At 73.1% G+C, this 25,651-nt stretch carries 21 protein-coding genes; 7 read left to right on the forward strand and 14 right to left on the reverse strand.

What is annotated here, in order from left to right; all coding sequences use genetic code 11:
- Positions 1-14: 14 nt before the first annotated feature.
- A complete protein-coding gene (locus tag AB0K60_RS18445; RefSeq protein ID WP_364055740.1) occupies positions 15-611 on the reverse strand; it encodes a GNAT family protein in 597 nt (198 codons plus the stop codon).
- 254 nt (positions 612-865) lie between these two features.
- On the opposite strand from AB0K60_RS18445, the gene AB0K60_RS18450 reads away from it, so the two are divergent.
- Complete coding sequence (locus AB0K60_RS18450) at positions 866-1,879, forward strand: radical SAM protein (protein ID WP_364055743.1); 1,014 nt, start codon at positions 866-868, stop codon at positions 1,877-1,879.
- Positions 1,880-1,932: 53 nt separating this feature from the next.
- On the opposite strand, the gene AB0K60_RS18455 is transcribed toward AB0K60_RS18450, so the two are convergent.
- From AB0K60_RS18455 to AB0K60_RS18465, 3 genes are all read right to left on the reverse strand, one after another.
- Complete coding sequence (locus AB0K60_RS18455; RefSeq protein WP_364055746.1) at positions 1,933-2,769, reverse strand: MerR family transcriptional regulator; 837 nt, start codon at positions 2,767-2,769, stop codon at positions 1,933-1,935.
- Positions 2,770-3,098: 329 nt separating this feature from the next.
- On the reverse strand, positions 3,099-4,307 hold the full coding sequence (locus tag AB0K60_RS18460) for an Ig-like domain-containing protein (RefSeq protein ID WP_364055749.1): 1,209 nt from the start codon (positions 4,305-4,307) through the stop codon (positions 3,099-3,101).
- Between the two features lie 382 nt (positions 4,308-4,689).
- Complete coding sequence (locus AB0K60_RS18465; protein WP_364055752.1) at positions 4,690-6,951, reverse strand: ATP-dependent RecD-like DNA helicase; 2,262 nt, start codon at positions 6,949-6,951, stop codon at positions 4,690-4,692.
- 808 nt (positions 6,952-7,759) lie between these two features.
- Between AB0K60_RS18465 and AB0K60_RS18470 the strand changes: the two genes are divergently transcribed.
- Positions 7,760-9,331 (forward strand): hypothetical protein, encoded by a 1,572-nt coding sequence (locus AB0K60_RS18470; protein WP_364055755.1) that lies wholly within the window; start codon positions 7,760-7,762, stop codon positions 9,329-9,331.
- 170 nt (positions 9,332-9,501) lie between these two features.
- On the opposite strand, the gene AB0K60_RS18475 is transcribed toward AB0K60_RS18470, so the two are convergent.
- Entirely contained in the window at positions 9,502-9,909 is a 408-nt protein-coding gene (locus AB0K60_RS18475) for a VOC family protein (protein ID WP_364055758.1), read from the reverse strand.
- 91 nt (positions 9,910-10,000) lie between these two features.
- Between AB0K60_RS18475 and AB0K60_RS18480 the strand changes: the two genes are divergently transcribed.
- Positions 10,001-10,933, forward strand: coding sequence for a YafY family protein (locus tag AB0K60_RS18480; RefSeq protein WP_364055761.1), 933 nt, complete (start codon positions 10,001-10,003; stop codon positions 10,931-10,933).
- A 375-nt stretch (positions 10,934-11,308) separates the two neighbouring features.
- On the opposite strand, the gene AB0K60_RS18485 is transcribed toward AB0K60_RS18480, so the two are convergent.
- Entirely contained in the window at positions 11,309-11,437 is a 129-nt protein-coding gene (locus tag AB0K60_RS18485) for a hypothetical protein (RefSeq protein WP_364055764.1), read from the reverse strand.
- A gap of 175 nt (positions 11,438-11,612) precedes the next feature.
- Positions 11,613-13,064, reverse strand: coding sequence for an argininosuccinate synthase (gene argG / locus AB0K60_RS18490; protein WP_364055767.1), 1,452 nt, complete (start codon positions 13,062-13,064; stop codon positions 11,613-11,615).
- Between the two features lie 57 nt (positions 13,065-13,121).
- Between argG and AB0K60_RS18495 the strand changes: the two genes are divergently transcribed.
- Together AB0K60_RS18495 and AB0K60_RS18500 are read left to right on the forward strand one after the other, a co-directional pair.
- On the forward strand, positions 13,122-13,289 hold the full coding sequence (locus AB0K60_RS18495) for a hypothetical protein (protein WP_364055770.1): 168 nt from the start codon (positions 13,122-13,124) through the stop codon (positions 13,287-13,289).
- 153 nt (positions 13,290-13,442) lie between these two features.
- Positions 13,443-14,792: a serine hydrolase domain-containing protein gene (locus tag AB0K60_RS18500; RefSeq protein ID WP_364055773.1), complete on the forward strand. Its 1,350-nt coding sequence runs from the start codon at positions 13,443-13,445 to the stop codon at positions 14,790-14,792.
- 73 nt (positions 14,793-14,865) lie between these two features.
- Here the strand turns inward: AB0K60_RS18500 and AB0K60_RS18505 are convergent, their stop codons facing one another.
- The 4 genes from AB0K60_RS18505 to AB0K60_RS18520 form a co-directional block, all read right to left on the reverse strand.
- Positions 14,866-16,071: a cysteine desulfurase-like protein gene (locus tag AB0K60_RS18505; RefSeq protein WP_364055776.1), complete on the reverse strand. Its 1,206-nt coding sequence runs from the start codon at positions 16,069-16,071 to the stop codon at positions 14,866-14,868.
- A 247-nt stretch (positions 16,072-16,318) separates the two neighbouring features.
- Positions 16,319-17,566, reverse strand: a complete 1,248-nt coding sequence (locus AB0K60_RS18510) for a serine hydrolase domain-containing protein (RefSeq protein WP_364055779.1) — start codon at positions 17,564-17,566, stop codon at positions 16,319-16,321.
- A 221-nt stretch (positions 17,567-17,787) separates the two neighbouring features.
- Positions 17,788-18,504 (reverse strand): FAD-dependent monooxygenase, encoded by a 717-nt coding sequence (locus AB0K60_RS18515; RefSeq protein WP_364055782.1) that lies wholly within the window; start codon positions 18,502-18,504, stop codon positions 17,788-17,790.
- 189 nt (positions 18,505-18,693) lie between these two features.
- Positions 18,694-19,581 carry a LysR family transcriptional regulator gene (locus AB0K60_RS18520; protein WP_364055785.1) on the reverse strand — a complete coding sequence of 296 codons (888 nt, stop codon included), beginning with the start codon at positions 19,579-19,581 and terminating at the stop codon, positions 18,694-18,696.
- Positions 19,582-19,727: 146 nt separating this feature from the next.
- On the opposite strand from AB0K60_RS18520, the gene AB0K60_RS18525 reads away from it, so the two are divergent.
- On the forward strand, positions 19,728-20,603 hold the full coding sequence (locus tag AB0K60_RS18525) for a gamma-glutamyl-gamma-aminobutyrate hydrolase family protein (RefSeq protein WP_364055788.1): 876 nt from the start codon (positions 19,728-19,730) through the stop codon (positions 20,601-20,603).
- Between the two features lie 132 nt (positions 20,604-20,735).
- Here AB0K60_RS18525 and AB0K60_RS18530 read toward each other — a convergent pair whose 3' ends face one another.
- Genes AB0K60_RS18530 through AB0K60_RS18540 form a run of 3 tightly spaced genes read right to left on the reverse strand, consistent with a single transcriptional unit; the run spans position 20,736 to position 24,534 of the window.
- Entirely contained in the window at positions 20,736-23,039 is a 2,304-nt protein-coding gene (locus AB0K60_RS18530) for a xanthine dehydrogenase family protein molybdopterin-binding subunit (RefSeq protein ID WP_364055791.1), read from the reverse strand.
- Positions 23,036-24,025, reverse strand: coding sequence for a xanthine dehydrogenase family protein subunit M (locus AB0K60_RS18535; RefSeq protein ID WP_364055794.1), 990 nt, complete (start codon positions 24,023-24,025; stop codon positions 23,036-23,038). The genes AB0K60_RS18530 and AB0K60_RS18535 overlap by 4 nt, the downstream gene beginning before the upstream one ends.
- Positions 24,022-24,534 carry a 2Fe-2S iron-sulfur cluster-binding protein gene (locus AB0K60_RS18540; protein WP_364055883.1) on the reverse strand — a complete coding sequence of 171 codons (513 nt, stop codon included), beginning with the start codon at positions 24,532-24,534 and terminating at the stop codon, positions 24,022-24,024. The genes AB0K60_RS18535 and AB0K60_RS18540 overlap by 4 nt, the downstream gene beginning before the upstream one ends.
- Before the next feature lie 166 nt (positions 24,535-24,700).
- On the opposite strand from AB0K60_RS18540, the gene AB0K60_RS18545 reads away from it, so the two are divergent.
- Positions 24,701-25,501 (forward strand): TetR/AcrR family transcriptional regulator, encoded by an 801-nt coding sequence (locus AB0K60_RS18545; RefSeq protein WP_364055797.1) that lies wholly within the window; start codon positions 24,701-24,703, stop codon positions 25,499-25,501.
- Positions 25,502-25,651: the final 150 nt, after the last annotated feature.

The raw sequence follows: 25,651 nt of genomic DNA on the forward strand, positions 1-25,651 counted from the left end.
GACGTGGTGCCGTGTCAGCGGCCGCGGTTGTCTCGCGTTGCGGCGCCTTGCGGGGGCGTGTGCCGCCATTCGCGGTCGAGTATGGCGTAGACGTACTCGTCCGACCATTCGCCTTTGAAGAGTTCGTTTTCGATCAGGTGGGCCTCGCGGCGCATGCCGAGGCGTTCCATGAGGCGGTAGGAGGGGGTGTTGCGGGCGTCGCAGCGGGCGGTGACGCGGTGCAGGCCGAGTTCGTCGAAGGCGAGGCGCAGCAGTTCGCGGGCGGCTTCGGTGGCGAGGCCCTGGCCGTGGTAGGCGGGGTTGAAGACGTAGCCGATCTCGCCTTGGCGGTGCCGGGCGCTGTGCCAGAAGAGGCTGAGGTCGCCGATGAGGGCGCCGTTGTGGGTGAGTTCGGCGGCCAGGCAGAGGACCTGGCCCTCGTCGTAGAGGGCCGATCGGAGGATTTTGTCGCCGAGGGCCTCGCGTACCTGGTCGAGGTCGCGGGCGTCCCAGTAGAGGTAGCGGGCGACTTCGGGCAGGGAGTGGAAGGCGTGTAGTTCGTGCAGGTCGTCCGGGGTGAAGGGGCGCAGGGTCAGCCGTTCGGTGCGGAGTGGGTAGTCGGGTTTGAGCACTGGTTCAGCGTAGGTTCGTTTCGTTGCGGTGCCGTGGGTTTCCGCTGTTGGCGTGACGGCCGGGGGACGGCCGGGGGTGGTGGCCGTCCGATGCCGGTGTCCGATGCCGGGCGTGGGTGCGGGCCGGGTGCGCCGCTCCCCCGCCGGGTGGTGATCGTCGTACGATGCGATGGCCGGTCGGCCGTGCGCCGGGCCGCCCGGCGTCCGGATCGCGCAGGGGCGGGCACGGTGGGAACACTTGGCAGCCGCGTCGAATGCGTGTTCTACTGATCCGCATGCGGTGGGACACACCTTCGCTCGTCGACGTCTTCCCCTCCCGGCCGCGGATCGAACGCCATGCCGTACGGCGGTCCCGGGGCGCGACCACGTTCTACGAGGTTCAGGCCCGCTCGATCATCGAGGCGGTGCCGCAGGGCACCGGGCTGCCCTACCGCTGGGGGGTGAGCCCCTACCGGGGCTGTGCCTCGGCGTGCCTGTACTGCCCGGGGAGGCGGGGGCATCGCCGACTGGGGCTGGACGAGGGCCCGGGGTACGGCACGGCGATCGTGGCCAGGACGAACGCGGCGCGGCGGCTGCGCGCGGAGCTGGCCAGGCCGTCGTGGGCGGGCGAGCCGGTGGCGGTGGGGGTCGGCGGTGACTGTTACCAGGAGGCCGAGGAGGTCTACCGGCTGATGCCGTCGGTGGTGGCGGCGCTGCGGGACGCGGGCAACGCGTTCACGGTGCTGACCAAGAGTCCGCTGGTGCTGCGGGACGCGGAGCAGCTGCGGGAGGCGGGCCGGTACGCCGAGGCGCGGGTGATGGTGTCGGTGGGGTTCGTCGACGACCGGTTGCGGCGGATGGTGGAGCCGGGGGCGGTCTCGCCGCAGAAGCGGCTGGAGGTGTGCGCGGCGCTGAACGAGGCGGGGGTGCCGTGCGGGGTGCTGCTGGCGCCGGTGCTGCCGTGCCTGACCGATTCGACCGATCAGTTGCGCGCGGCGGTGCGGCGGGCGGCCGAGGCGGGGGCGGTGGAGGTGACGCCGGTGGTGCTGGCGCTGCCGCCGGGGGCGCGTGAGTGGTATCTGCGGTGGTTGTCGGCCGAGCATCCGGGTCTGCTCCCCCGCTATGCCGAGCTGTACGGGTCGGGCCCGCTGGCCGCCGCGGCGTATCGGGAGCGCATTGTGGCCGAGGTCGCCGCGCTTTGCGCCCTGTACGGGGTGGGTCGTTCGGCTCGCGGGTGGCGGCCGAGTCGCTCTCCCGCTCGTCAGCTGGCCCTGTTCGAGGGCGGGTGAGGCCCGGGCGTTCCGGTGCTCGCCGGCGTTTCGGGTGCGGTCCGGCGCGGGTGTTACTCGGCCGCCGATCGTTTCCCGTGATCGCCGTCGCCGGGATGCGCCGACTCGATGTAGTGGTGCAGGCGGGCGGCGGCTTCGAGCATGGTGGCGGCGCGGCGGTTGAGTTCGGTGTGGCGCTGGGCGATGGCCTGCTGGAGTGCCTGGCTGCTGCCGGTGCGGCGCAGGCCGTCCAGGATGGTCTGGATCTGGGGGAACAGGTAGCGTCCGCGGCGGAGCATGTTGATCATTTGTGCGTCGCGGATTTCGGCGGGGCCGTATCTGCGGTAGCCGGTGTGGGGTTCGCGGCGGGGGGTGAGGAGGCCGGCGGCCTCCCAGACGCGCAGGGCCGAGGTGCGTACGCCGAGGTGGGCGGCGAGTTCGCCGATGCGCATGCCGCCGCGCGGGGGCGTGGTGGTGCCGGTGGCGTCCGTGGTGGTTTCGGGGGTGGTTTCGAGGGTGGTTTCGAGGGTGGTTGTGGGGGCGGTTGTGGGGGCGGTTTCGGGGGTTTGGCGGGCGACGGCGTGCAGGGCTTGGCCGGTGGCGTTCAAGGAGAGGCGTTGCTCGTGGAGGGCGGCGTGACCGGCGTCGACGAGGGCGAGCGCGGCGGGCAGGTCGTCGTCGTGTACGGCCCGCATGATGGCGCGGGCGGCGTCCCATCCGTATCCGGCGGCGAGGGCCCGGTAGGTGAGCAGGGCCTGGGCGTGCCGTGTGTCGAAGCGGCGGTATCCGGCGGGGCTGCGGGGTGCGGGGGGCAGGATGCCGTCGTCGAGGTAGTTGCGGACCTGCTGGGTGGAGATGCCCGCCATGCGGGCCAGGTCGACGGGCCGCAGGTGGGTTGCGGCGCGGCTCAACGGGGTGCCCCGTGGCGGGTTCGCGGGGATGGGTGGTGGTTCACGGGGACAACAGCCTAGAGGGCGTGCGCGGTGTCTTGTGACAGCGGCGCAGGGTCGTAGGGGCCGGGGTGGCGCGGGTGGCGGCCGCCCGGTGAACGTGTGCGGGCATCGCGGCCGGTGTCCGCCGGTCTGTGACCGGCGGACGGATGCGTTTCCGGCCCGGCGGGGCGGAGGTGGTGGCGCTCCGGCCCGCCGCTCATGCCGTCGTGGTGGGGTGTGGGGCGTCGCCGCGCGGGGCTCGGGTGGGGCTCGGGTGGGGTTCGCCGCGGCGGTGCGCCTCCGGGGCGTCAGGTGGTCAGGGCGCTGCCTTTCTTCCACTGCTTGAAGGACAGCTGCCAGAAGCCCCAGCCGTTGTTCCATTCCAGTTCGCGGTCGGTGCCGGTGATGTTGACGACGTCGCCGCGGTGGAAGTTGTCGTAGAACCACTTGGCCTGGCTGGGGCTGGCGTTGATGCAGCCGTGGCTGACGTTGGCGCGGCCTTGGGAGCCGACCGACCAGGGTGCGCTGTGGACGTATTCGCCGCTGTTGGAGATGCGGACGGCGTGCTCGACGACCTCGCGGTAGTAGCCGGGGTCGCCCTTCTTGCGGCCGGGTGAGGTCATGACGACCGGGCTGCCGCGTTCCATGGTGAGGTGGGTGCCGTTGGTGGTGGTGTATTCGCGGGTGGTGGCCTTGCCGGCGCTGATGGGCATGCGCTGGACGATCTTGCCGTCCTTGCGGACGATCATGGTGTGGGTCTTGACGTTGACGGTGCTGATCCAGGCGGCGCCGATCTTGAGGGTGGTGGTGCGGTCCGTGGCGCCCCAGGTGCCGGGGCCGGAGTGGACGCCGGTGAGGCGGGCGGTGAAGGTGACCTTCTGGTGGGCGGGCCAGAACTTGGCGGTGCGGTAGATGACCTGGTTGTCGCTGATCCAGCGCCAGGCGCCGGGGACGGGCTTTTCCGCCTCGACCTTCAGGGCCCGCTCGACGGCGGCCTTGTCCTGGACGGGCTGGTTGAAGGTCACGATGATGGGGGCGCCGACGCCGAGGGTCTCGCCCTTGATCGCGGGGGTGACGTCGGCGATGGCGAGGGTGCTCTTGGGCTTGAGCGTGGTGAAGGTGCTGGTGACCTGGGCGGGGCCGCCCTGCCCGGTGGCCTTGGCCTGGACGGTGTAGGTGGTGCCGGGGCGCAGGGGCTCCTTGGAGCGCCAGCGGGATCGGGCGGTGTCGAAGTCGCCTTCGACGGTCTTGCCGCGGGCGCTGACGGTCACGCTTTCCAGTTCGCCGCCGGAGGCTGCCACGACGACGGTCTTGTCGGGGCGGACCTTGGTGGTGCCCTTGGCCGGGGCGATCTTGATGGTGGGCGGGGCGGCCTTGGGCTGTTCCTGGCCGCCCGCTTCCGTGGACCCTGCTCCGGTGGTGGACCCGCCGCCGGAGCAGGAGGCGGTCAGCAGCAGGGCCATGGCGGTGGCGATCGCCGCTATCGGCGTCCTTCGACGGAGGGAAACGGACGACACGACTCTTCTCCCGACCAAGATGTACAGCTCACGAAACACTAATACGCGTAACGATCCAACCGTACGTATTTAGTCCGGTTCAGGTCACGGTTTAGTACCTTTTGCCCGGTCAGGGCGTGTGTCAACGATCGGTGAGGCGGCGAGCAAGGCCCTGACCTGCTGAGATTTCACGGTCCCGCCGGTCGGCGTTATGACCGTTTTGTTCCTATCTAGACCTAAATCGACGGAGAGGGCGATTCCATTCGTCGGTCACTCTGGGTGACCATGGCCCGGGTGCTCCGGCCCCTCCCCCGTACCCGCCGTAAGCCGCACCCCGGCGGGCACGGCAGTGCACATAGGGGCACTGGGGGGCACTGGGGGGCACAGGGGGCACGGAGGGCCGTCAGTCCATGCGCAGGCGGTGGGTGAGGCCGGTGTGGCGGCGGCCCGCGCCCCGCGTGCGTACGGCGTGCGCCAGGGCGCGGCGGGAGCCGACGATCACCACCAGGCGCTTGGCGCGGGTGATGGCGGTGTAGAGCAGGTTGCGCTGCAGCATCATCCACGCGCTGGTGGCCAGCGGGATGACCACGGCCGGGTACTCGCTGCCCTGGGAGCGGTGGATGCTGACGGCGTAGGCGTGGGCGAGCTCGTCGAGCTCGTCGAAGGAGTAGTCGACGCTCTCGTCCTCGTCGGTCAGGACGGTGAGGCTGTGGTCGTCGGGGTTGATGGCGGTGACGACGCCGACGGTGCCGTTGAACACCCCGTTGGCGCCCTTGTCGTAGTTGTTGCGCAGCTGGGTGACCTTGTCGCCGACGCGGAAGACGCGCCCGCCGTAGCGGCGTTCGGGCATGCCCTCGCGGGCGGGGGTGAGGGCCTCCTGCAGCGCGATGTTGAGGGCGGCGGCCCCGGCGGCGCCGCGGTGCATGGGGGCCAGGACCTGCACGTCGCGGCGGGGGTCGAGGCCGAAGCGGCGCGGGATGCGGCGGGCGGCCACGTCCACGGCGAGTTCGGCGATCCTCTCGGGTTCCTCGCAGGGGAACAGGAAGAAGTCGGGGTAGCCGGTGGTGTGCGGGGCCAGGCCGGTGTTGACGCGGTGGGCGTTGACGACGACGCCGGACTGCTGGGCCTGGCGGAAGATCTGCGTCAGCCGTACGCGGGGGATGTCGGGGGCGGCGAGCAGGTCGCGCAGGACCTCGCCGGCGCCGACGGAGGGAAGCTGGTCGACGTCGCCGACGAACAGCAGGTGGGTGCCGGGGGCGATCGCCTTGACGAGCTTGTTGGCCAGCAGCAGGTCGAGCATGGAGGCCTCGTCGACGACGACCAGGTCGGCGTCGAGGGGGTTGTCGCGGTCGTAGGTGGCCTCGCCGCCGGGGCGCAGCTGCAGCAGGCGGTGCACGGTGGTGGCCTCGTGGCCGGTGAGCTCGGCCAGGCGCTTGGCGGCGCGGCCGGTGGGGGCGGCGAGGATGACCTTGGCCTTCTTGGCGCGGGCGAGGGTGACGATGGAGCGGACGGTGAAGCTCTTGCCGCAGCCGGGGCCGCCGGTGAGGACGGCGACCTTGCCGGTGAGCGCCAGCCGTACGGCCTGGGCCTGCTCGGGGGCGAGCTGCGCGCCGGTCTTGCCGGCGACCCAGGCCAGGGCGGCGTCCCAGTCGACGTCGGCGAAGGCGGCCAGGCGGTCGCGGCCGGTGGCGAGCAGGCCGCGCAGGGAGCCGGCCAGGGCGACCTCGGCGCGGTGGAAGGGGGTCAGGTAGACGGCGGGGATCCTGGCCTCGCCGTCGTCGGGGCCGGGCGTGGCGGCGGCGGGCGCGGGGATGTCCTCGCAGACGACCCCGGGGTCGCCGCCGGGGACGTTGCCCTGGTCGGCCATCTCGCGCAGGCAGGCGGCGACCAGGTCGGAGGGCACCTGCAGGATCTTGACGGCGTCGGCGACGAGGTTGGGGGCGGGCAGGAAGCAGTGGCCGTCGTCGGCGGCCTGGGAGAGGGTGTGGCGCAGGCCGGCCTTGACGCGCTCGGGGCTGTCGTGCGGGATGCCGACGGCCTGGGCGATGGTGTCGGCGGTCTTGAAGCCGATGCCCCACACGTCCTCGGCCAGGCGGTAGGGCTGGGTGCGGACGACCGAGATGGAGGCCTCGCCGTACTGCTTGAAGATGCGCACGGCGATGGAGGTGGAGACGCCGACTCCCTGGAGGAAGACCATCACCTCTTTGATGATCTTCTGTTCCTCCCAGGCGACGGCGATCATCTTGGTGCGTTTGGGGCCGAGTCCGGGGACCTCGACGAGGCGTTCGGGGGTGTTCTCGATGACCTCGAGGGTGTCGGTGCCGAAGTGGGCGACGATGCGCTCGGCCATCTTGGGGCCGATGCCCTTGATCAGGCCCGAGCCGAGGTAGCGCTGGATGCCCTGGATGGTGGCCGGCAGCACGGTGGCGTAGGACCAGACCTCGAACTGGCGGCCGTAGCGGGGGTGGGAGGTCCACCGGCCGGTCAGGCGCAGGCTCTCCCCCACCTGTGCGCCCAGCAGCGGGCCGACGACGGTGAGCAGCTCGGTGCCGCTGCGTTCGGTGGCCACGCGCGCGATCGTGTAGCCGGTCTCCTCATTCGCGTACGTGACCCGTTCAAGCACGGCCCGGAGCTCGACCCCGTGACCGCGCTCGGCCGCCGTCACCGCCGCCTCGTCACGTGCCCACCGGCCCGCCCGGAGCCGCCGCCCGGCCCTGGGCGCGGCGGCGCGGGACGCCCGGTGGCCGAGCGGTCGCGTCCACCGGTTCGCTCGCTGCGCTCACCCACGTCCCGCATTGTGCCGCATCGGACCGACGGTCCGGGCCTCACCGGTGTGCGGGACCCGCCCGGCACCAGGGGCGTGGCGGCGCCGTTCACGCTGGACGCGGTTCGGCCGCGCGTCCGTCTTCGGCGCGATCGGGCGCCGATCGGCGCGGCGGAGCAGGCGCAGCGGCCACCCGCGAGGTGTCCCGAGGTGATCATGAGGTGATCGTGGTGTCGCCCACACGCGCCGCGCATGGGGTTGCGCGCCGGTTACGCCGGCATGGGGCCGTTTCCTCCGTACGACGGCCCGGCGATGCCGGCCTGCCGCCTCGACGCCGCCGTGATGCTCGCCTTGGTCTTCCTCTCCGAGGCGCCCGATCCGCTGCTGGCCCGGCCGTCGCCGGCCACGCCCGCGATTTCGGCGAACGGTTGTCCGCTTCCCTCTCCCTGTGGGGAACCTCGTGGCGCAGGCGCCCCGTCGCATCGGTGCGGACCGCATGCCCGCCTCCGACGACGAGAGGTCGCCCGGTGGCTCGCGTAAATGCCCTCTTATCGGACGCCGTCGGTACGGCGGGTGCGGGCCGATGCGAACTGTGGGGTGGAGTTCGCGGGAACCGGCGGCCGCGCAGGCGTATTTCCGATAGAACCTGATCGTTCACGGGTGACGGGGGAACAGTGACCCGCCCCTCCGCCGACAAGCAGGAGGCCGGATGTCGCAGGACGTGGAAGTCATCATCGAGCCGGTGGAGTTGCCCGGCGCATCCGCCGAGCGGCTGCGGCAGGTCGCCGCGGCCAATCCGGCGGTCGCAGCCCACCTGACCGGGGACGGGGACCCCGGGGCGCTGGACGCCGGGCGTCTGGTGGTCGGAGCCGCCGAGGTGCTCGGCCATGAGCCCGCGGCCGACTCGCCGTTCCGGGCCACGGTGTTCGACCCGGCCGCCAACCTCGCCGTCGAGCTGCGCGGCCGGCTGGACGCGCCCGGCGACGCCGAGGTGGTGCCGAGCACGCTGCGGCCCCTCCCCTCGCCCGCCGAGCTGCGCGCCGCCGCCGAGATCCTGCGGGCCGACCCGGGTTTCCCGGCCGGCGACGACGTGGTGATCTACCGGCCGATGCCGCCGCTGGCCGACCGGGAGCTGCCCGACGGCACCCGGGTGCGCCGCCCGGTGCTGGGCGTGTACAACCCCTCCGGTCGCCCCACGCACCGGTTCGCCGCCGTCGACGTCGCCGCGCGGCAGGTGGACTGGGAGCCGCCGGGCGTGCATCCGGCCAGCGACAACGACTGCGAGAGCCGGCTGCCGATCGGCATCGACGCGCTGGAGGACCGGGGCGGGCCGGCCGCCGTGCGGGTCCGGGTGGTGCAGGCCGGGCTGGACGAGCTGTGGAACCTGGTGGTGGTGCGGCCCCGCGACTCCACGCCGCGGTCCAACGGCAAGGGCTCGGGCGTGGAGCTGCGCGAGGTGCGCTACCGGGGGCGGCTGGTACTGCGCCAGGCGCACGTGCCGATCCTCAACGTGCTGTACGAGGACGGGCTGTCGTTCCGGGACTGGCAGAACTCCGAGACCGTGTTCCGCGCGAACGGGCGGGACCCGGTCGGCGAGGGGTGGCGGCTGTGCGACGCGCCGCCGAAGACGATCCTGGAGGCCGGGGACGACAAGGGGAACTTCCAGGGGGTGGCGCTGTACCACGACGGGCAGGAGCTGCGCATCGTGTCGGAGCTGGAGGCGGGCTGGTACCGGTACGTCTCGGACTGGCGGCTGGCCGACGACGGTGTGATCAAGCCCCGGTTCGGTTTCGCGGGCACCCGCAATCCGCGTACCTGCATGCGGCACCGCCATCACGCGTACTGGCGGCTCGACTTCGACATCGCCGGGGCGTCCTCGGACGTGGTCGAGCAGCTGGGCGCCGGCGGCTGGACGAGGATCGTGCGCGAGACCTCCCGCAAGCGCGGGCCGGGGGTGCGCGAGTGGCGGGTGCGGGACAAGAACACCGGCGCCGGGTACCGGATCGTGCCCGGGCACCACGACGGCAGCGCGGACGCCTTCGGGGTGGCCGACGCGTGGTTCCTGCGCTACCACTCGCGGGAGCTGGCCGACGGCGTCGACATCGTCGAGGGGCCGGCGTCGGAGACGCGCATCCGCATCGACCCGTTCGTCAACGGCGAGAACATCGACGGCGTCAATCTGGTGGTCTGGTACGCGGGTCACTTCCTGCACGACGAGCAGAACCCGGCCGCCCACGCCGGGGCCGGGCACATCGTCGGCCCCGACCTCATCCCGCTGTAGGGGCGTCCCGCTGGAAGGCGCGGCCCCGACCGGCCCCGAGCCGGCCGGGGCCGCGCCGGTGACAGGCATCGGCGGCCCGCTCGTGCCCCCGCCACTCAGTCAGGCCGCGCCCGCGTCCCGGTGGTGGGCCGCGAGCCAGGGCTCCCACGCCGAGGCGTCGGCGAAGTGCATCAGCGCGGGAGCATCTCCAGGTAGTGCCGGTTGTACATGACGCCGAGCACGTTGCCGAACGGGTCGACCACCGAGGCGGTGACGAACCCCTCGCCGTATTCGGTGAGCGGCTGGTACGGCGTGGCGCCCATCGCCAGCAGCCGTTCCAGGGCGGCGTGGACGTCGTCGACGTGCCAGTGCAGGATGGCGCCGCCGGGGGTGCCGGCGGCGGTGGGCGGGGCGTGGCGGCGGTCGATGATGCCGAGTTCGGTCTGGTGGTCGCCGATGCGGAACTCGTAGTAGGCGGCGGGCAGTCCGCCGCCGGGTCGTTCGAAGTACGGCTCGGCGTCCAGCAGTTCGGCGTACCAGGCGCGGGCGGCCTCGATGTCGTCGGCCCAGATGTTGACGGTGGCCGGTCCTCGCAACATGTGCTGCTCCTTTCGTTTGCCGTCCACCGTAGGAGGCATTGCGGAACGTGCGGTTCCTCGATGCGGGTGGTTGTGCGGCAGGCTGGGGGTCATGCTGGAGACTTCGGCCCGGCTGCTGCGGTTGCTGGCGCTTTTGCAGTCGCGCCCCTTCTGGCCGGGGCGCGAACTGGCCGCGCGGCTGGAGGTGACGGCCAGGACGGTGCGCAACGACGTCGAGCGGTTGCGCGCCCTGGGGTATCAGGTCGACTCGGTCACCGGCCCGGCGGGCGGGTACCGGCTTGGGGCGGGTGCGGCGCTGCCGCCGCTGCTGCTGGACGACGAGGAGGCGGTGGCGGTCGCGGTGAGCCTGCACGCGGCGGCGGCGGGCACGGTGTCGGGCATCGAGGAGACGTCGCTGCGGGCCCTGGCCAAGCTGCAGCAGATGCTGCCGGGGAGGCTGCGGCGGCGGATCGAGGCGGTGCGGGCGGCGACGGTGTCGGTGGCGGGGCGGGGGCCGACGGTGGACGCGGGGACGTTGTCGGCGGTGGCCGCCGCGGTGCGCGATCACGAGGTGCTGCGGTTCGACTATCTGGACCACGAGGGGGCGGCCTCGGCGCGGGCGGCCGAGCCGTACCGGCTGGTGTACACCGGGCGCCGCTGGTATCTGCTGGCCTGGGACACCGGGCGCGGCGACTGGCGCACCTTCCGTGCCGACCGGATCCGGCCGCGCACGCCCAACGGGCCGCGGTTCAGGCCGCGTCCGCTTCCCGGGGACGCGGCCACGCACGTGCTGCGGGGGGTCGGGTCGGCGGCGTGGCGGCATCCGGCCCGGGTGCGGCTGCATGCGCCGCCGGAGCGCCTGGCCGAGATCCTGCCGCCGAGCACCGGGGTGCTGCACGCGGACGGCGTCCTGGAGACCGGCGGCGACTCCCTGCGCAATCTGGCGGCGTTCCTCGGCACGCTCGGCGTGCCGTTCACCGTCCTGGACCCGCCCGAGCTGCGCGCGTTGCTGCACGAGCTGGCCGCCCGGTTCGCGCAGGCCTGACGGCGCCGTATGGACGCCACGCCCGCCCGCGGTCCGGAATCGACCGGCGGATGGCCCTGGCGCCCGTTAGGGCTCTTTGACTGCCTGTGGGCCGAAGTACAACTGCCGATCTCGCTGTTGAGCGCGATCCCCCCGTAGACGGGGTCCGCCGGGTCCTCCTAGGGCCTCCCCTCCCGGCGGACGCGGCGGGAGCCGCCGAACCGGATGGGCCTGGACCGGTGGCCGCGCGTCGCCATGCGGCGCGATCTCGCCTGATGCGTCGCCCGCCGAAGATTGCGTACACCTCGACGGGCTTGTTCGACAGCGCCACGCCGGGGCCGTAGCGGCGCCCGTGTAGGGGGCGAAGCGGCGCACCGCCTCCTCGTACAGGGGGACTTAGGGGGAATTGGCGTAGTTGTTGTTGGTGGGGTCGATGGCGAACAGGGCGTAGAAGTAGCGCGGGATGCTCTGCAGGGTCTCGCACGCCTGGCAGATGTTGCGGATCAGCGTGGCGTTCCGCGGCATGTGGGTACGCCAGGCGACGTCGAGGGCGTACGCGGACTTGGGCTGGTTGTGACGTGCCGGCCGGAGGCACCGGCCCGAGGCGCTGAAGGGCGCTGAAGGGCGCTGAAGGGCACGGCGATCGGTGGACGCGGATCGCCGTACCCCCCGCGGCGGTGGCGTGAGAACGCCGGGGTTGTCAGTCGGTGCCGGACTCGAGGGCGGCGTGGTCGAGGAGTTCGTCGTCCTCCTCGGGGGCCTGGCCGCGGGCGGCGATCGCCTCGGCGCCGCCCTGGGGCATGGCGCCGATGAGGCCGGTGGAGGCGGCCTGGGCGGCGCCGATCAGGGGCGGGTGGCCGCTGCCGACCATGCCGAGCGCGGCGTACTGCTCCAGCTTGGCGCGGGAGTCGGCGATGTCGAGGTTGCGCATGGTGAGCTGGCCGATGCGGTCGACCGGGCCGAAGGCGGCGTCCTCGGTGCGCTCCATGGAGAGCTTGTCGGGGTGGTAGCTGAACGCCGGGCCGGAGGTGTCGAGGATGGAGTAGTCCTCGCCGCGGCGCAGCCGCAGGGTGACCTGGCCGGTGATCGCGGCGCCGACCCAGCGCTGCAGCGACTCGCGCAGCATGAGCGCCTGCGGGTCCAGCCAGCGGCCCTCGTACAGCAGGCGGCCCAGTTTGCGGCCCTCGTTGTGGTAGGCGGCGACGGTGTCCTCGTTGTGGATGGCGTTGACGAGCCGCTCGTAGGCGGCGTGCAGCAGGGCCATGCCGGGCGCCTCGTAGATGCCGCGGCTCTTGGCCTCGATGATGCGGTTCTCGATCTGGTCGGACATGCCCAGGCCGTGGCGGCCGCCGATGGCGTTGGCCTCCAGCACCAGGTCGACGGCGGTGGCGAACTCCTTGCCGTTGATCGTCACCGGGCGGCCCTGCTCGAAGCCGATGGTGACGTCCTCGGGGGCGATGTCGACCTCCGGGTCCCAGAACCGCACGCCCATGATCGGCTCGACGATCTCGACGCCGGTGTCGAGGTGCTCCAGGGCCTTGGCCTCGTGGGTGGCGCCCCAGATGTTGGCGTCGGTGGAGTAGGCCTTCTCCACGCTGTCGCGGTAGGGCAGGCCGCGCTCGGCCAGCCACTCCGACATCTCCTTGCGCCCGCCGAGCTCGCCCACGAAGTCGGCGTCCAGCCAGGGCTTGTAGATGCGCAGGGAGGGGTTGGCGAGCAGGCCGTAGCGGTAGAACCGCTCGATGTCGTTGCCCTTGAAGGTGGAGCCGTCGCCCCAGATCTGCACGTCGTCCTCGAGCATGGCGCGCACCAGCAGGGTGCCGGTGACGGCGCGGCCGAGCGGGGTGGTGTTGAAGTAGGCGCGTCCGCCTGAGCGGATGTGGAACGCCCCGCAGGCCAGGGCCGCGAGCCCTTCCTCCACGAGGGCGGCGCGGCAGTCGACCAGGCGGGCGACCTGCGCGCCGTAGGCGGTGGCGCGGCCGGGCACCGAGGCGATGTCGGGCTCGTCGTACTGGCCGACGTCGGCGGTGTAGGTGCAGGGCACCGCGCCCTTCTCGCGCATCCACGCGACCGCTACGGACGTGTCGAGGCCGCCGGAGAAGGCGATGCCGACACGTTCACCGACAGGCAGGGAGGTGAGGACCTTGGACACGAGCAAGATTATATGCACAACACTGCATGACCATGCAAGTCTGGCTGTGACCTGGGCGTGTGTGACGCAACCGGCGGCGACCGGGGATCACCCGGCGGCTTCGATCCCCACCTGGTGGCCATGGGCCGGGCGGTGATCGCGTCCGCCGTCGCCGGGGTGTGGCCGCGATACGGCGGGCACGTCCGCGCCGGGGCCGGGACATCGACGCAAGAGGAGCCGACGTAAACACTCCAGGCCGTACGCTTGCCTGATCGCGGCCCTGGCCCGCTCCCCCATGACCGGCGGCCCCGCGAGCGCACGGCGGGCACGTCCGCGCCGGGGGGCGGGACATCGACGCAAGAGGAGCAAGAGGAACCGACGCAAGAGAAAGGAGCCGGTATGCCGGTATTGGAGGGCACGGCCCGCGCCCTGCTGCGCAAGGTCGCCGTGGCGCAGGCCGAGGGGCGGATACCGTCGCTGGCGGCGGCGGTGGTGCGCGACGGCGAGACGGTCTGGTTCGGCGCGCGCGGAGCCGTGGACGGCCGCCCGCCGTCGCAGGACACCCAGTACCGGCTGGGCTCCATCACCAAGAGCCTGGTGGCGGTGATGGTGATGCGCCTGCGCGACGAGGGCCGGATCCGGCTGCTCGACCCGATCGGCGAGCACGTGCCCGGCACCCCGGTCGGCCAGGTGACGATCGCCCAGTTGCTGTCGCACACTGCGGGCCTGACCGCCGAGCCGCCCGGCGCGTGGTGGGAGCGCACCCCGGGGGCGCCGGCCGATGACCTGATCGCCGGGCTCGGGCCGGAGACGGCCCGGCATCGCCCGGGCCGGCTGTACCACTACTCCAACCTGGGCTTCGGCCTGCTCGGCGAGCTGGTCGCGGTACGGCGCGGCATGGACTGGGCCGACGCGGTGCGCAAGGAGATCCTGCAGCCGCTGGGCATGTCGGCCACCACGACCCGGCCGCGTCCGCCGCACGCCACCGGGTACGCGGTGCACCCGTGGGCGGACGTGCTGCTGCCCGAGCCGGAGCACGACGCCGGGGGGATGGCGGCGGCCGGGCAGATGTGGTCGACCCCGGCCGACCTGGCGCGCTGGGCGGCGTTCCTGTGCGGCGACACCGCCGGGGTGCTCGACCCGGACACCCTGGCCGAGATGCGCGAGCCGGCGGCCGTCGAGGACGGCGACTCCTGGGTCCGCGGCTACGGCCTGGGCCTGCAGCTGATGCGCCACGGCGGCAGGAGGCTGGCCGGGCACACCGGGTCGATGCCGGGTTTCCTGGCCGCGGTGTGGGCCGACCCCGCCGACCGGACCGCCGCGCTGTTTGTGGCCAACACCACCTCCGGGATGCGGCCCGGGCTGCTGACCGACCTGCTGGACGTGATGGCCGAGCACGAGCCGCGGCTGCCGCAGGAGTGGACGCCCGGCCCGGCCGATCCGCGGCTGCTCGAGCTGACCGGCCTGTGGTACTGGGGCCCGGCGCCGCACGTCCTGCGGCTGCTGCCCGGCGGGTGGCTGTCGCTGTCGCCGGCCGGCGGCACCGGTCGGGCCTCGCGGTTCCGGCCGTGCGACGACGGGACCTGGCAGGGGCTGGACGGCTACTACGCCGGGGAGACGCTGCGGGTGCACCGGCTGCCGGACGGCTCGCCGGGCCATCTGGACCTCAACACGTTCGTGTTCACCCGCCGGCCGTACGACCCGGACGCCCCGGTGCCGGGCGGCGTCGACCCGGCCGGGTGGCGCTGAGCGGCGGCCGGGCCGAGGGCTCAGGGGGTCTGGGGTCTGGGGTCAGGGGCCGGGGGTCCAGAGGGGCCGGGGGTCAGGGGGCCAGCTCCGCCAGGGCGGCCAGCAGCCGTTCGACGTCGGAGCGGTCGTTGTAGTGGACCAGTCCCGCCCGTACGGCCGAGCCGTGATCGCGGATGCCGAAGGCGCCGGTGACCTCCCAGGCGTAGCAGTGGCCGTCCCACACGTTGATCTTCCGGGCGGCGAGGTGCTCGGCGACGCGGCGCGGGGTGTGGCCGGCGACGGTGAAGTAGGCGGTGGCGGTGCGGCGGGCCGGTGAGCCGATGGTGCGCACGTGCGGCAGCGCGGACAGGCCCTTGAGCAGGTGGGCGAGTTCGGCCTGCTCGTGGGCCTCGACGGCGGCCATCGAGGCGAGCAGCCGGCGGCGGCGCGGGCCGGCGGCGTGCGGGTCGAGGCCGGCCAGGTGGTCGACGGCGGCGGTGACCCCGGCGAGGTCGGCGAAGGGCAGGGTCCCGGTCTCGAAGCGGTCGGGGACGTCGTCGGGCGCGGAGGCGAGCTTGTCGGGGCGCAGCCGTTCCAGCAGCGTCGGCGCGGCGACGACCGCGCCGACGTGGGGGCCGCACCACTTGTAGGCGCTGGTGGCGTAGAAGTCGGCGTGCAGGGCGCCGACGTCGATGGGGGTGTGCGGGGTGGCGTGGACGCCGTCGACGTACACCAGGGCGCCGGCGTCGTGGGCCATGCGGGCGATGCGCGGCACGTCGGGCATGGTGCCAAGGACGTTGCTGGCGGCGGTGACGGCGACCAGGCGGGTGCGCTCGGTGAGCAGGTCCGCGTACTGGGCGGCGGGCAGTTCGCCGGTGGGGACCTCGACCTGTGCCCAGCGCACCACGGCCCCGGCCGCCTGGGCGGCCTGCACCCAGGGGCGGACGTTGGCGTCGTGGTCGAGGCGGGAGACGACGATCTCGTCGCCGGGCCGCCAGGTGCGGGCCATGGTGGCGGCGAAGCGGTAGGTGAGGGTGGTCATGTTGGGGCCGAGGACGACGCCGGCGGCGTCGCCGCCGACCAGGTCGGCCACGGCGCGGCGGGCCTCGGCGACGATGGCGTCGGAGCGGGCGCTGGCGGCGAACGCGCCGTGGGCGTTGCCGATGCCGGCGGTGTAGGCGGCGGCGATCGCGTCGATGACCGGCCGCGGCGTCTGTGTTCCGGCCGCGGCGTCCAGCCACGCGGAGCCGTCGGACAGTGCGGGATAGAGGGCGCGGACCCGGGCGACGTCAAAGCTCATGCCCCATGATTCGCACCCCACGCCCGGCCCGGCAAGTACCGGTATGTCTGTTTCAGCGGTACGGGGACGCTCCGCGTTGACCGGCGGCCGTCAGTGGAAGCGGGGATCACCCGTGGGATCACCTGTCGGATCACCCGTCGGATCACCGCGGCGGCGGGACCGCGCGGGCGCGGGCGGAGGAGCCCCGGCCACGCCCGGTCCCGCCGCCGGATCAACGCCGAGTCGACGCCGGATCGAACGCCGGAACCTACGAGGGGTTCGCGGCCGGGGCGTCTTCGCCGCCGCACAGCGCTTTGCGCTTGAAGGCCGACAGCGCGTCGTCGATGGGGTGGTGCTGCGGCCGGCCCGAAGAGTCGATCTTGTTCCACCTCACGAGGTTCATCGCGACGGAGACCTGGCGCTTGCCGTCGGCGCGGATCCACGACTCGGTCTGGGCGCCCCAGACCGTCCCGTCGTTGCCCCAGAAGGTGCCGCAGCCCGGGATCGTGAGCTCGTGCAGGCCGAGACCGTAGGAGATCTTCTGCCCGGTCTGGCTGATGACCGGGCCGGTGCGCCGCATCTCGGCCAGCGACGACGGCTTGACGATCTTCCCGTCGAGCAGCCTGCCGTAGAAGCGGTTGAGATCCTCCATGGTCGATACCAGCGAGGCCCCTATCCCCGTCCAGGACATGTCGTAGACGCTGTAGTCGCGCGGCGGGTCGATCAGGCCGAAGAACGCCTCGTACATCCGTGGGTGCGGTCCCTTGATACGCGGCCCGTCCGGGAACGTGGTGTGCTTGAGCCCGGCGCGTTGGATGACGTTGCGGGTGATGTACTTCTCGGCGGTGGTGCCGGTCACCTTCTCCAGGAGTTCGCCGAGGATCAGGTAATTGGTGTTGGCGTACACGCCCGGCGAGCCTCCGGGCTCGCCGACGGCGGGCGCCTTGAGTCCCATCTCGATCAGCTCAGCCGGGGTGAACCGCCTGAACCGGTTGTCGTCCAGGCTCTTGGGCGACGTATCCGGTAGGGAAGGGAACTTCTGGAGGGACGGGAACGCGTAGCCGAGGTACTCGGAGATGCCGCTGGTGTGGTTGAGCAGCATCCGAACCGTGATCTTCTTGCCCCGTTCGCCCGGCACCACCAGCGGCAGGTAGCGGCCGATCGGCGCGTCGAGCTCGATGCGCCCCTTCTCGACCTGCTGCAGGACCGCGGCGGCGACGAAGGTCTTGGCGAGGCTGCCGACGCGTTGCACCATGCGGGGCGTGACGGGACGGCCCGTTGCGAGATCGGCCACCCCGGAGGCACCGCGCCAGACCCGCCCGTCGGACCGCACCTCGGCGAACACGCCAGGCATCCCCGCGCGGTGGACCTCGTCCATGGCCGACTGCAGCCCCGCGGGGTCGAGGCCGGTCAGCGAGTTCGTGGCGCCGGCCGGTACGACCGCCGTCTCCCCGGACGCGGGCGCCGCCGCCATGCCCGCGCTGACCCCGAGCACGGTCACGCCTGCACATGCCATCAGTCGCATTCTCACGCCATTTGTCCTCTCGTGATCGATCCACGCGACGGGGACCGTCCCCGTACCCTTCACGGGCCTCGCCGTTGACGCGGATCGTGTGTGTGCCTGCCGGACATCGTGGCCTTCGGTCAGGCCAGCGGTCGTCCTGCCCGGGGAGACACTGCCGCCTGGCACCGGGGAGGTAGGCCCCGGCCGGCTACGTCGCGGGAAGTAACGGCCCACTACGACAGGCTGCGACCGCTGGGGATCGTCGCCTCGTAGGCGCGGACGGCGTCGGCGACCGTGGCGGACCGGGCCAGGGCGAGGGCCAGCTCGCAGGCGTCCAGCAGGGCGAGGTTGACGCCGAGGCCGAGCGGGGGCATGAGGTGGGCGGCGTCGCCGAGCAGGGTGACGGTCGGGTTGTGCTCCCAGGTGTGCGGGACGGGCAGGGCGAAGATGGGGCGGTCGACGTAGCGGCCGTCGTTGTCGGCGATCAGGCGGCGCAGGGACGGTGACCAGGCGGCGTACTCGGCCAGGAGGAGGGCGCGGATGGCGGCGGTGTCGTCGATGGTGAGGCCGTTGCGCTCGATCCAGTCGGCGGGGGCGCGCCGGATGATGTAGACGCGGATGTGGCCGCCGCTGTTGCGCTGGGCGAACAGTCCCCGCTCGCCGTCGGCCGCGGCGGCGCTGCCCTGGCCGACCAGTTCGGCGATCTCGGGGTGGCGGTTGTCGACGTCGGAGAACCACGCCTCCAGGAAGCTCACCCCGCTGTATTGCGGGACGGCGGGCGAGACGGCCGGGCGGACCCGGGAGAAGGCGCCGTCGGCGCCGATGACCAGGTCGGTCTCGGCGGTGGTGCCGTCGGCGAAGTGCAGCAGGCGCGGCCCGTCGGCGGGCCCGCTGATCGAGGTGAGGGCGCGGCCCCATCGCCACGGCCCGCCGAGGCGACCGGCGTTCATCCAGGGGTGTGTTCATCCAGGGCATCGCCCACGCCGAAGCCTGAACCCATGCGGCGCGTCCAGCGGGATTGCGAACCATCACCGCGGTGGCCCGCACGCCGCGGCCTCGGCGATGACGACCAGGCTACCGGCCGCCGCGCTCCCGGCGGCCCTTCGGCGTGTGCGGGAGTACCCGCCGGGCCCGCGCGGTCACCGGCGCGGAACGGGGCGGCCTCCTGCCGTGGCCTGGCGGGTGAGGCAGGCGGCGAGGTCACGGGCCGTTCCGGGCGGCAGGTGGGCGTGGACGAGTTCGATCCGGTGCACCAGGCGTGGCCTGGTCAGCGGCACCGTGGCCAGACCGGCGGCCGGGCGGATCGAGGCCGGCAGCAGGGTCAGCCCGAGCCCGGCCGCGGCCAGCGTCATCAGGGTGTGCACGTCGCCGCCGTGGTAGGCGACGCCGGGGCGCAGGCCGTCGATTCTGGCGACGGCGCGGAGGTGGGCGAGCGCGGCGACGCCGGTGGCGTCGAGCCACAGCGCGTCGGCGAGGTCGTCCAGGCGCAGCCCGGTACGGCCGGCCAGTGGGTGCCCGGCGGGCAGCGCGACGACCAGGTCCTCCTCGGCGAGCCGTACGGTGGTGAGCGGGCCCACGTCGGGCAGGTCGAGGGGGTCGGAGGGGGCGGCCGGGCCGTCGACGAGCCCGAGGTCGGCGCGGCCGGTGGCGACCTCGGCGACCACGCCGTCCCGGTCTGCGGTGTTAATCGACCCGACGCCGTCGAGCAGCCCGGCCAGGCGCGGGGTGAGCGCCAGAGGGGTGGTCGCCAGTACGGCGGGGCGGTGCGGCGGGCGGGCCGCGCGCAGCACGTCGGCGCGGGCGGCGTCCAGGCGCAGCAGCAGTGGCTCGGCGTGCTCCAGCAGCCGGCGGCCCGCCTCGGTCGGGACGACCGGGCGGCGGCGCAGCAGGGACGTGCCGAGGTCGCCTTCGAGCGCGGCGATCTGCTGCGACACCGCCGACTGCGTGTAGCCCAGATCCGCCGCGGCGGCCGAGAACGATTGGGTGCGCACCACGCGCACGAAGGTGCGGAGCAGATGGGTGTCCACCTTGGCATCGGTATCACTGATGAGGCGAATAGTCACATCAGTGCTGCTAATGCGGGCTGCGTCCGCGCCCCCGCATCAACGGCCCTTATCGGAGCGTCAGACTTCGTCGTTGGCCCTCGGGCGCGTCCTGCGGGCAGGATGCGGGCATGGCCACGCCTCGCACCTCCCCCGCCCGGGCGCTGCCGTACGAGACGCCGGGTGCCCTCCCCGCAGGCGCCGGCCGGCGGCCCGGCGAGCGCGAACACGATGAGGGAAGCACGATGACCGGAAACACGGCGACCGGAAACACGGCGACCGGGGCCGGGGGACGCCGCGGGGCGCCGCCCCGGGTGGCGCTGGTGGGTGACCGCTCCCCCAGCGTCCGCGCTCACGTGCGCATCCCGAAGATCCTGGACGCGCTCCGCGACCGGCACGGCCTCACCGTGGACGCCTACTGGATCCCGACCCCCGAGGCCCGCGACCTGGAGGGTTTCGACGGCGTCTGGCTGCTGCCCGGAAGCCCGTACGAAAGCGAGGCCGGGGCGGTGAACGCGGCCCGCACCGCCCGCGAGCACCGCATTCCGCTGCTGGGCACCTGCGGCGGATTCCAGCACATCCTGCTGGAGTACGCCCGCGACGTGTGCGAACTGCCCGGCGTGGCGCACGGCGAGAACACCCCCGGCGCCGCCGAGCAGCTCATCGAGCAACTGGCCTGCTCCCTCGCCGGCCACCAGGGCACGGTACGGCTGTCGCCGCATTCGCTGGCCGAGCGCCTGATCGGCGCGGAGAAGACCGTCGAGGCCTACCACTGCTCCTTCGGCCTCAACCCGGCCTACGCCGACGCGCTGACGGCCGCCGGCCTGCGTTTCACCGGTCACGACGAGGACGGCGCCGTCCGGGTGGCCGAACTGCCCGGCCATCCCTTCTTCCTGGCCACCCTGTTCCAGCCCGAGCTGGCCGAACGCCCGCCCCACCCGATCATCCGCGGCTTCGCCGCCGCCGTGCTGGAGCACGCCCGCGCCAAGGACGCGACCGCGCCCTGAACCCCGCCCGCCGGCGATGGGCCCAGCGCCATCCCGACGCCGCCGCGGGCGGCGTCCGCCGGGCGCTCGCCGCCGGCGGGGCCGTGGTGACACAGGGGTGGGCGGGTTCCCGGCCCGGCCGCCCGCGCGGGCTCACAGCAGTTTGTCGAGGGTGATGGGCAGGTCGAGGACGCGTTTGCCGGTGGCGTGGCGTACGGCGTTGGCCACGGCCGCGGCGGCGCCGGTGATGCCGACCTCGCCGACGCCGAGCAGGCCGAGCGGTGTGGTGGGGTCGGGCTCGTTCAGGTAGTGCACGTCGATGCGGGGGATGTCGGCGTGTACGGGGACGTGGTAATCGGTCAGGCTCGGGTTGACGATCCGGCCGTCGCGGCCGTCGATGAGGGTCTGCTCCGACAGGGCCATGCCGATGCCCATCACGATGCCGCCGCGTAGCTGGCTGGTCGCCGTCTTGGCGTTGATCACGGTGCCGACGTCGAAGACGCCGAGCCAGCGCGAGACGCGTACCTCCATGGTGTCGGGGTCCACCCGGACCTCGCAGAACTGCGCGCCGGTGGCCGCGCGCACCGTTCGCCGGCGCTCCAGCACGGTGCGGGCGACGAAGCCGAGCATGCCCGCCTTGGACTCGGCCTCCAGGTGGCGCCTGCCGGCCGCGGTGAGGATCTCGGCGTAGGTCTGGCCGCCGCGGGCGTGGAACAGGCCGCCGTCGCGGGCCTGCAGGTCCTGCAGCCTGTGTCCGCGCAGGGGTGAGCCGGGGGCGCGGCGGGCCAGGGCGAGGACGGACTTCTTCAGCTTGGCGCAGGCGTCGATGACGCCGGCCGCGGCGCTGGCGGTCTGCACCGAGCCGATCGCGCCGGGGCCGGGGGGCAGGTCGGAGTCGCCGTACTCCACGCGGACCGACTCCAGCGGCAGGCCCATCTCGTCGGCGGCGATCTGGGCCTGGGCGGTCGCGGTGCCCATGCCCATCTCGTGCATGCCGCTGCGCACCACGAGCGTGCCGTCGGCGTCCAGCCGGACGGTGACGTGCGCGGGCATGCGCATCGAGGGGTGGAAGGCGGTGGCCACGCCCATGCCGACCAGCCAGCGGCCGTCGCGCATGGCGCCGGGCCTGGGGTCGCGTTCGCGCCAGCCGAACCGTTCGGCGCCCAGCGCGTAGGCCTCCTTGAGCATGCGGTGGGTGAACCGTTGGCCGCCGACCGGGCCGCGCCCGGGTTCGTTGCGCAGGCGCAGTTCGATCGGGTCCATGCCGATCCGCCAGGCCAGCTCGTCGATGGCCGATTCCAGCGCGAAGGTGCCGATGGACTCGCCGGGGGCGCGCATGAAGGTGTTGGCCAGCAGGTCGAGCCGGACGACCTTCTGGGCCAGGTGGATGTTCGGGGCGGCGTACAGATGGTGGGAGGCCGCGGTGATCGGCTCGGGCATGCCGCCCACGTGGGCGGTCCTGGAGACGCTGGTGTGGATGAGCGCGGTCAGCCGGCCGGCCGCGTCGGCGCCGAGCGCGACCCGCTGCGTGCTGGGCGTGCGGCCGCCGACGGTGTGGTACACGCCCGCGCGGGTGAGCGCCAGCCGCACCGGGCGGCCGGTCGCCCGGGCGGCCAGCGCGGCCAGCAGCGTGCCCGCCCAGGCGCGTGACTTGCCGCCGAAGGCGCCTCCGACGAACGGCGACAGGATCCGGATCGACGTCTCCGGCACCCCGAACCGCTGGGCCAGGTGTTTGCGCAGCCAGGGGATGTTCTGCGCGCCCTCGTGCAGGGTCAGCCGGTCGCCGTCCCACACGGCGGTGGTGGCGTGCGGCTCGATCGCGTTGTGGTGGTACGGCGGCGTGGTGAAGCGCAGGTCCACCGAGTACGGCGCGGCGGCCAGCGCGGCGGGCGCGTCTCCCTTGTCGGCGCCGCCCTCCATCATCGGGATGCCTTTTTCGGGGACGGCGTTCGGCTCTTGCGCCGCGAAGTCCACCGTGGCGGGCAGCCGTTGGTAGACGGGCCGCACGAGCGAGGCGGCGTACCGGGCGGTCTCGGGGGTCTCGGCGACCACGACGGCGATCGGCTGGCCGTTCCAGTGCACCTCGTCGGTGGCCAGGTAGTTGACCGAGGTGCCCGAGGCGATCGTGCTGAGGTCGAGGAGGCTCGCCTTGGGCGCCGGGTTCATGGCCGGGGCGTTGTGGTGGGTGAGGACGTCGATCACGCCGCGCACGGCCAGCGCCTCGGCCGTGTCGAGGGCGGTGATGCGGCCGCGCGGGATCGTGGCGTGCACGAGCGCGGCGTGGGCCAGGTCCGGGTAGGGGAACTCGGCGGCGAAGCGGGCCTGACCGGTCGTCTTGGCCGGGCCGTCGCGCCGGTCGATGCCCTGGCCCACATACTTGCCCACACACTTGCCCACACACTTGGTGGTTCTGGTGGCTTTCGTCGCGGTCTCGGTGTCGGCGTACTTGATGCTCATCGGGCCGCTCCCTCGTTCAGGTCGCGCAGCGTGGCGGTGATCGTCGCGACGGCGAGTCCGGTCTTGAACGCGTTGCCTTCCCGGACGGTCGCCGCCGCCAGTTCGGCCTCGGCCGCCCGGCGGAAGGCGGCCTCGTGGGCGGGGCCGCCGAGCAGGACGCGCTCGGCCTCGCGGGCCCGCCAGGGCTTGGGCGCGACGCCGCCCAGCGCCAGCCGTACGCCGGTCACCGTGCCGTCGCGCACCTCCAGCGCCGCCGCCACCGAGACCAGGGCGAAGGCATAGGACGCGCGGTCGCGGACCTTGCGGTAGCGGGAGTTGGCCGCGATCGGCGCGGGCGGCAGCTCGACCGCCGTGATCAGGTCGGCGGCGGCCAGCGTGGTCTCGACCTGCGGGGTGTCGCCGGGCAGCCGGTACAGGTCCGCCAGCGGGACGCGGCGGGTGCCGTCCGGGCCGCGTACCTCGACGACGGCGTCCAGGGCGGCCAGCGCCACGCACATGTCGGACGGATGTGCGGCGATGCAGCTTCCGCTCACGCCCAGGATCGCGCAACCGCGGTTGAACCCCTCCAGCGCGTCGCAGCCGCTGCCCGGCTCGCGCTTGTTACAGGCCGAGGCGTGGTCGTAGAAGTACGGGCAGCGGGTGCGCTGCAGCAGGTTGCCGCCCACGGTGGCCATGTTCCGCAGCTGGCCGGAGGCGCCCGACAGCAGCGCCTGCGACACCACCGGATAGCGGGCGCGCACCAGCCGGTCGGCCGCCAGGGCGCTGTTGCGCACCAGCGCGCCGATCCGCAGCCCGCCGCCGGGCGAGGTCTCCACGCCGTCGAGGGGCAGCCCGGTCACGTCCACGACGGTGTCCGGCCGCTCGATGCCCTCGCGCATCAGGTCGACCAGGTTGGTGCCGCCGCCGAGATACTTCGCGCCCGGCTCGCCGGCGGCGCGCACGGCGGCTTCGACGTCGGCGGGCTTGACGTACGCGAACGGCCTCATCGCGCGGCCCCCGCCACGTCCATGATCGCGTCCACGATGCCGTTGTAGGCGCCGCAGCGGCACAGGTTGCCGCTCATCCGCTCCCTGACCTCCGCCTCGGTGAGCACCGGGGAACCGGCCATCGAGGAACCGGCCCCAGAAGAATCGGTCATCGAAGAATCGGTCACCGCGCTGGGCATGCCGGCGGCGTGCTCGGCCAGCATCGCGATCGCCGAGCAGATCTGCCCCGGGGTGCAGTACCCGCACTGGAACCCGTCATGACGGACGAACGCCTCCTGCAACGGATGCCGCACCCCCTCGATCGTGGTGATCTCGCAGCCGTCGTACTGCACCGCCAGGGCCAGGCAGGAATTGATCCGCACGCCGTCGCACAGCACCGTGCACGCGCCACACCCTCCCTGGTCGCACCCCTTCTTCGGGCCCGTCACCCCGAGCCGCTCGCGGAGCGCGTCAAGCAGGCTGACCCACGGCTCGATATCGAGCGAGACGAGGGATCCGTTCACCTTCATCTGTATCTCGGCCACGCGTTTTCTCCTGACGGTCCTGCTGGATGCGACCGGCTCGGCCCTGTGGCGGCGGGTCCGGCTCTCAAACTCACCAAGATGTGAGACTTCATTTGATGTTATGATTACCCGCGTGTCAAGCCGGGGCGGTGAGAGATCAGGGGAGGCGCGGATGCGGGACGCCGACGGCCGCATTCCCGTCGAGGTGGTGGATGCCGCTCTGCGCGCCGCCGAACGGCTCGGCAAGGACGTCGCCGACGTGCCCGTGCTGGAGATCGCCCGGGAGGCGGGCGTCTCCCGCAGCACCCTGCTGCGCCGCATCGGCGGCTCCCGCCAGGCCCTGGACGCCGCCGTACGCGCGGCCGGCGTGGACCCCGGCGGGCAGCGCCCGGTGCGCGAACGCGCGATCGAGGCCGGCGCGCGCCTGATCGGCGAGCACGGCCTGGCCGCGCTCACCCTGGAGGCGGTCGCCATCGCCGCCCGGTGCTCGGTGCCCAGCCTCTACGTCACCTTCGGCGGCCGGGACGAACTGCTGCGCGCCATCTTCGAACGCCACCTGCCGCTGCTGAACGTGGAGGTGGCGATCACCGACCCGCACGCCGACCTGGGCGAGATCGTGAACGGGATCTACCGGCTGCTGGCCGAAGCCCTCACCCGCGAGCCCCGGGTGCTGCCGGCCATGCTCGCCGAGGCGCTGGCCCGCCCGGGCGAGCCCGACCTGCGGCGCCTGATGCAGCACTTCACCCCCCGCAAGCTCGCCGGCCTCGGCGGATGGCTGGCCGACGAGATGGCCGCCGGGCGCATCCGCACCCAGCCGATACCCCTGCTGATCCAGCAGCTCATCGCCCCGGCGCTGATGCACTTCGTGCTGCGCCCGGCCATCGAACAGGTCCCCGGCCTCGACCTGCCCGGCGTGGAGGAGACCTGCGCGATGTTCACCGAGACGTTCCTGCGCGGCGCCGCCATGCCCTAGCGCCCTGCCCGGGCATGCATCCCGCGGGGCCGAGCACGGTGACCGTCGGGGTCGGCGAAGAACTCCCACCGGGCCGGCTCGGAGAGGTACGTGGCGACGAGCTCCTTACCGGACCGGCCACGCACGTTCCGGTGATCCAGGCCGTGGGGG

Origin of the sequence: Thermopolyspora sp. NPDC052614 (genome assembly GCF_040678635.1) — a bacterium.
GTDB lineage: Bacteria > Actinomycetota > Actinomycetes > Streptosporangiales > Streptosporangiaceae > Thermopolyspora.

Coding starts and splice junctions, on each gene's coding strand:
- AB0K60_RS18450 (WP_364055743.1), top strand. CDS start 866: ATGCGTGTTCTACTGATCCGCATGCGGTGGGACACACCTTCGCTCGTC.
- AB0K60_RS18470 (WP_364055755.1), top strand. CDS start 7,760: ATGTCGCAGGACGTGGAAGTCATCATCGAGCCGGTGGAGTTGCCCGGC.
- AB0K60_RS18475 (WP_364055758.1), bottom strand. CDS start 9,909: ATGTTGCGAGGACCGGCCACCGTCAACATCTGGGCCGACGACATCGAG.
- AB0K60_RS18480 (WP_364055761.1), top strand. CDS start 10,001: ATGCTGGAGACTTCGGCCCGGCTGCTGCGGTTGCTGGCGCTTTTGCAG.
- AB0K60_RS18485 (WP_364055764.1), bottom strand. CDS start 11,437: ATGCCGCGGAACGCCACGCTGATCCGCAACATCTGCCAGGCGTGCGAG.
- AB0K60_RS18500 (WP_364055773.1), top strand. CDS start 13,443: ATGCCGGTATTGGAGGGCACGGCCCGCGCCCTGCTGCGCAAGGTCGCC.
- AB0K60_RS18505 (WP_364055776.1), bottom strand. CDS start 16,071: ATGAGCTTTGACGTCGCCCGGGTCCGCGCCCTCTATCCCGCACTGTCC.
- AB0K60_RS18510 (WP_364055779.1), bottom strand. CDS start 17,566: ATGGCATGTGCAGGCGTGACCGTGCTCGGGGTCAGCGCGGGCATGGCG.
- AB0K60_RS18515 (WP_364055782.1), bottom strand. CDS start 18,504: ATGAACGCCGGTCGCCTCGGCGGGCCGTGGCGATGGGGCCGCGCCCTC.
- AB0K60_RS18525 (WP_364055788.1), top strand. CDS start 19,728: ATGGCCACGCCTCGCACCTCCCCCGCCCGGGCGCTGCCGTACGAGACG.
- AB0K60_RS18530 (WP_364055791.1), bottom strand. CDS start 23,039: ATGAGCATCAAGTACGCCGACACCGAGACCGCGACGAAAGCCACCAGA.
- AB0K60_RS18535 (WP_364055794.1), bottom strand. CDS start 24,025: ATGAGGCCGTTCGCGTACGTCAAGCCCGCCGACGTCGAAGCCGCCGTG.
- AB0K60_RS18540 (WP_364055883.1), bottom strand. CDS start 24,534: ATGAAGGTGAACGGATCCCTCGTCTCGCTCGATATCGAGCCGTGGGTC.
- AB0K60_RS18545 (WP_364055797.1), top strand. CDS start 24,701: ATGCGGGACGCCGACGGCCGCATTCCCGTCGAGGTGGTGGATGCCGCT.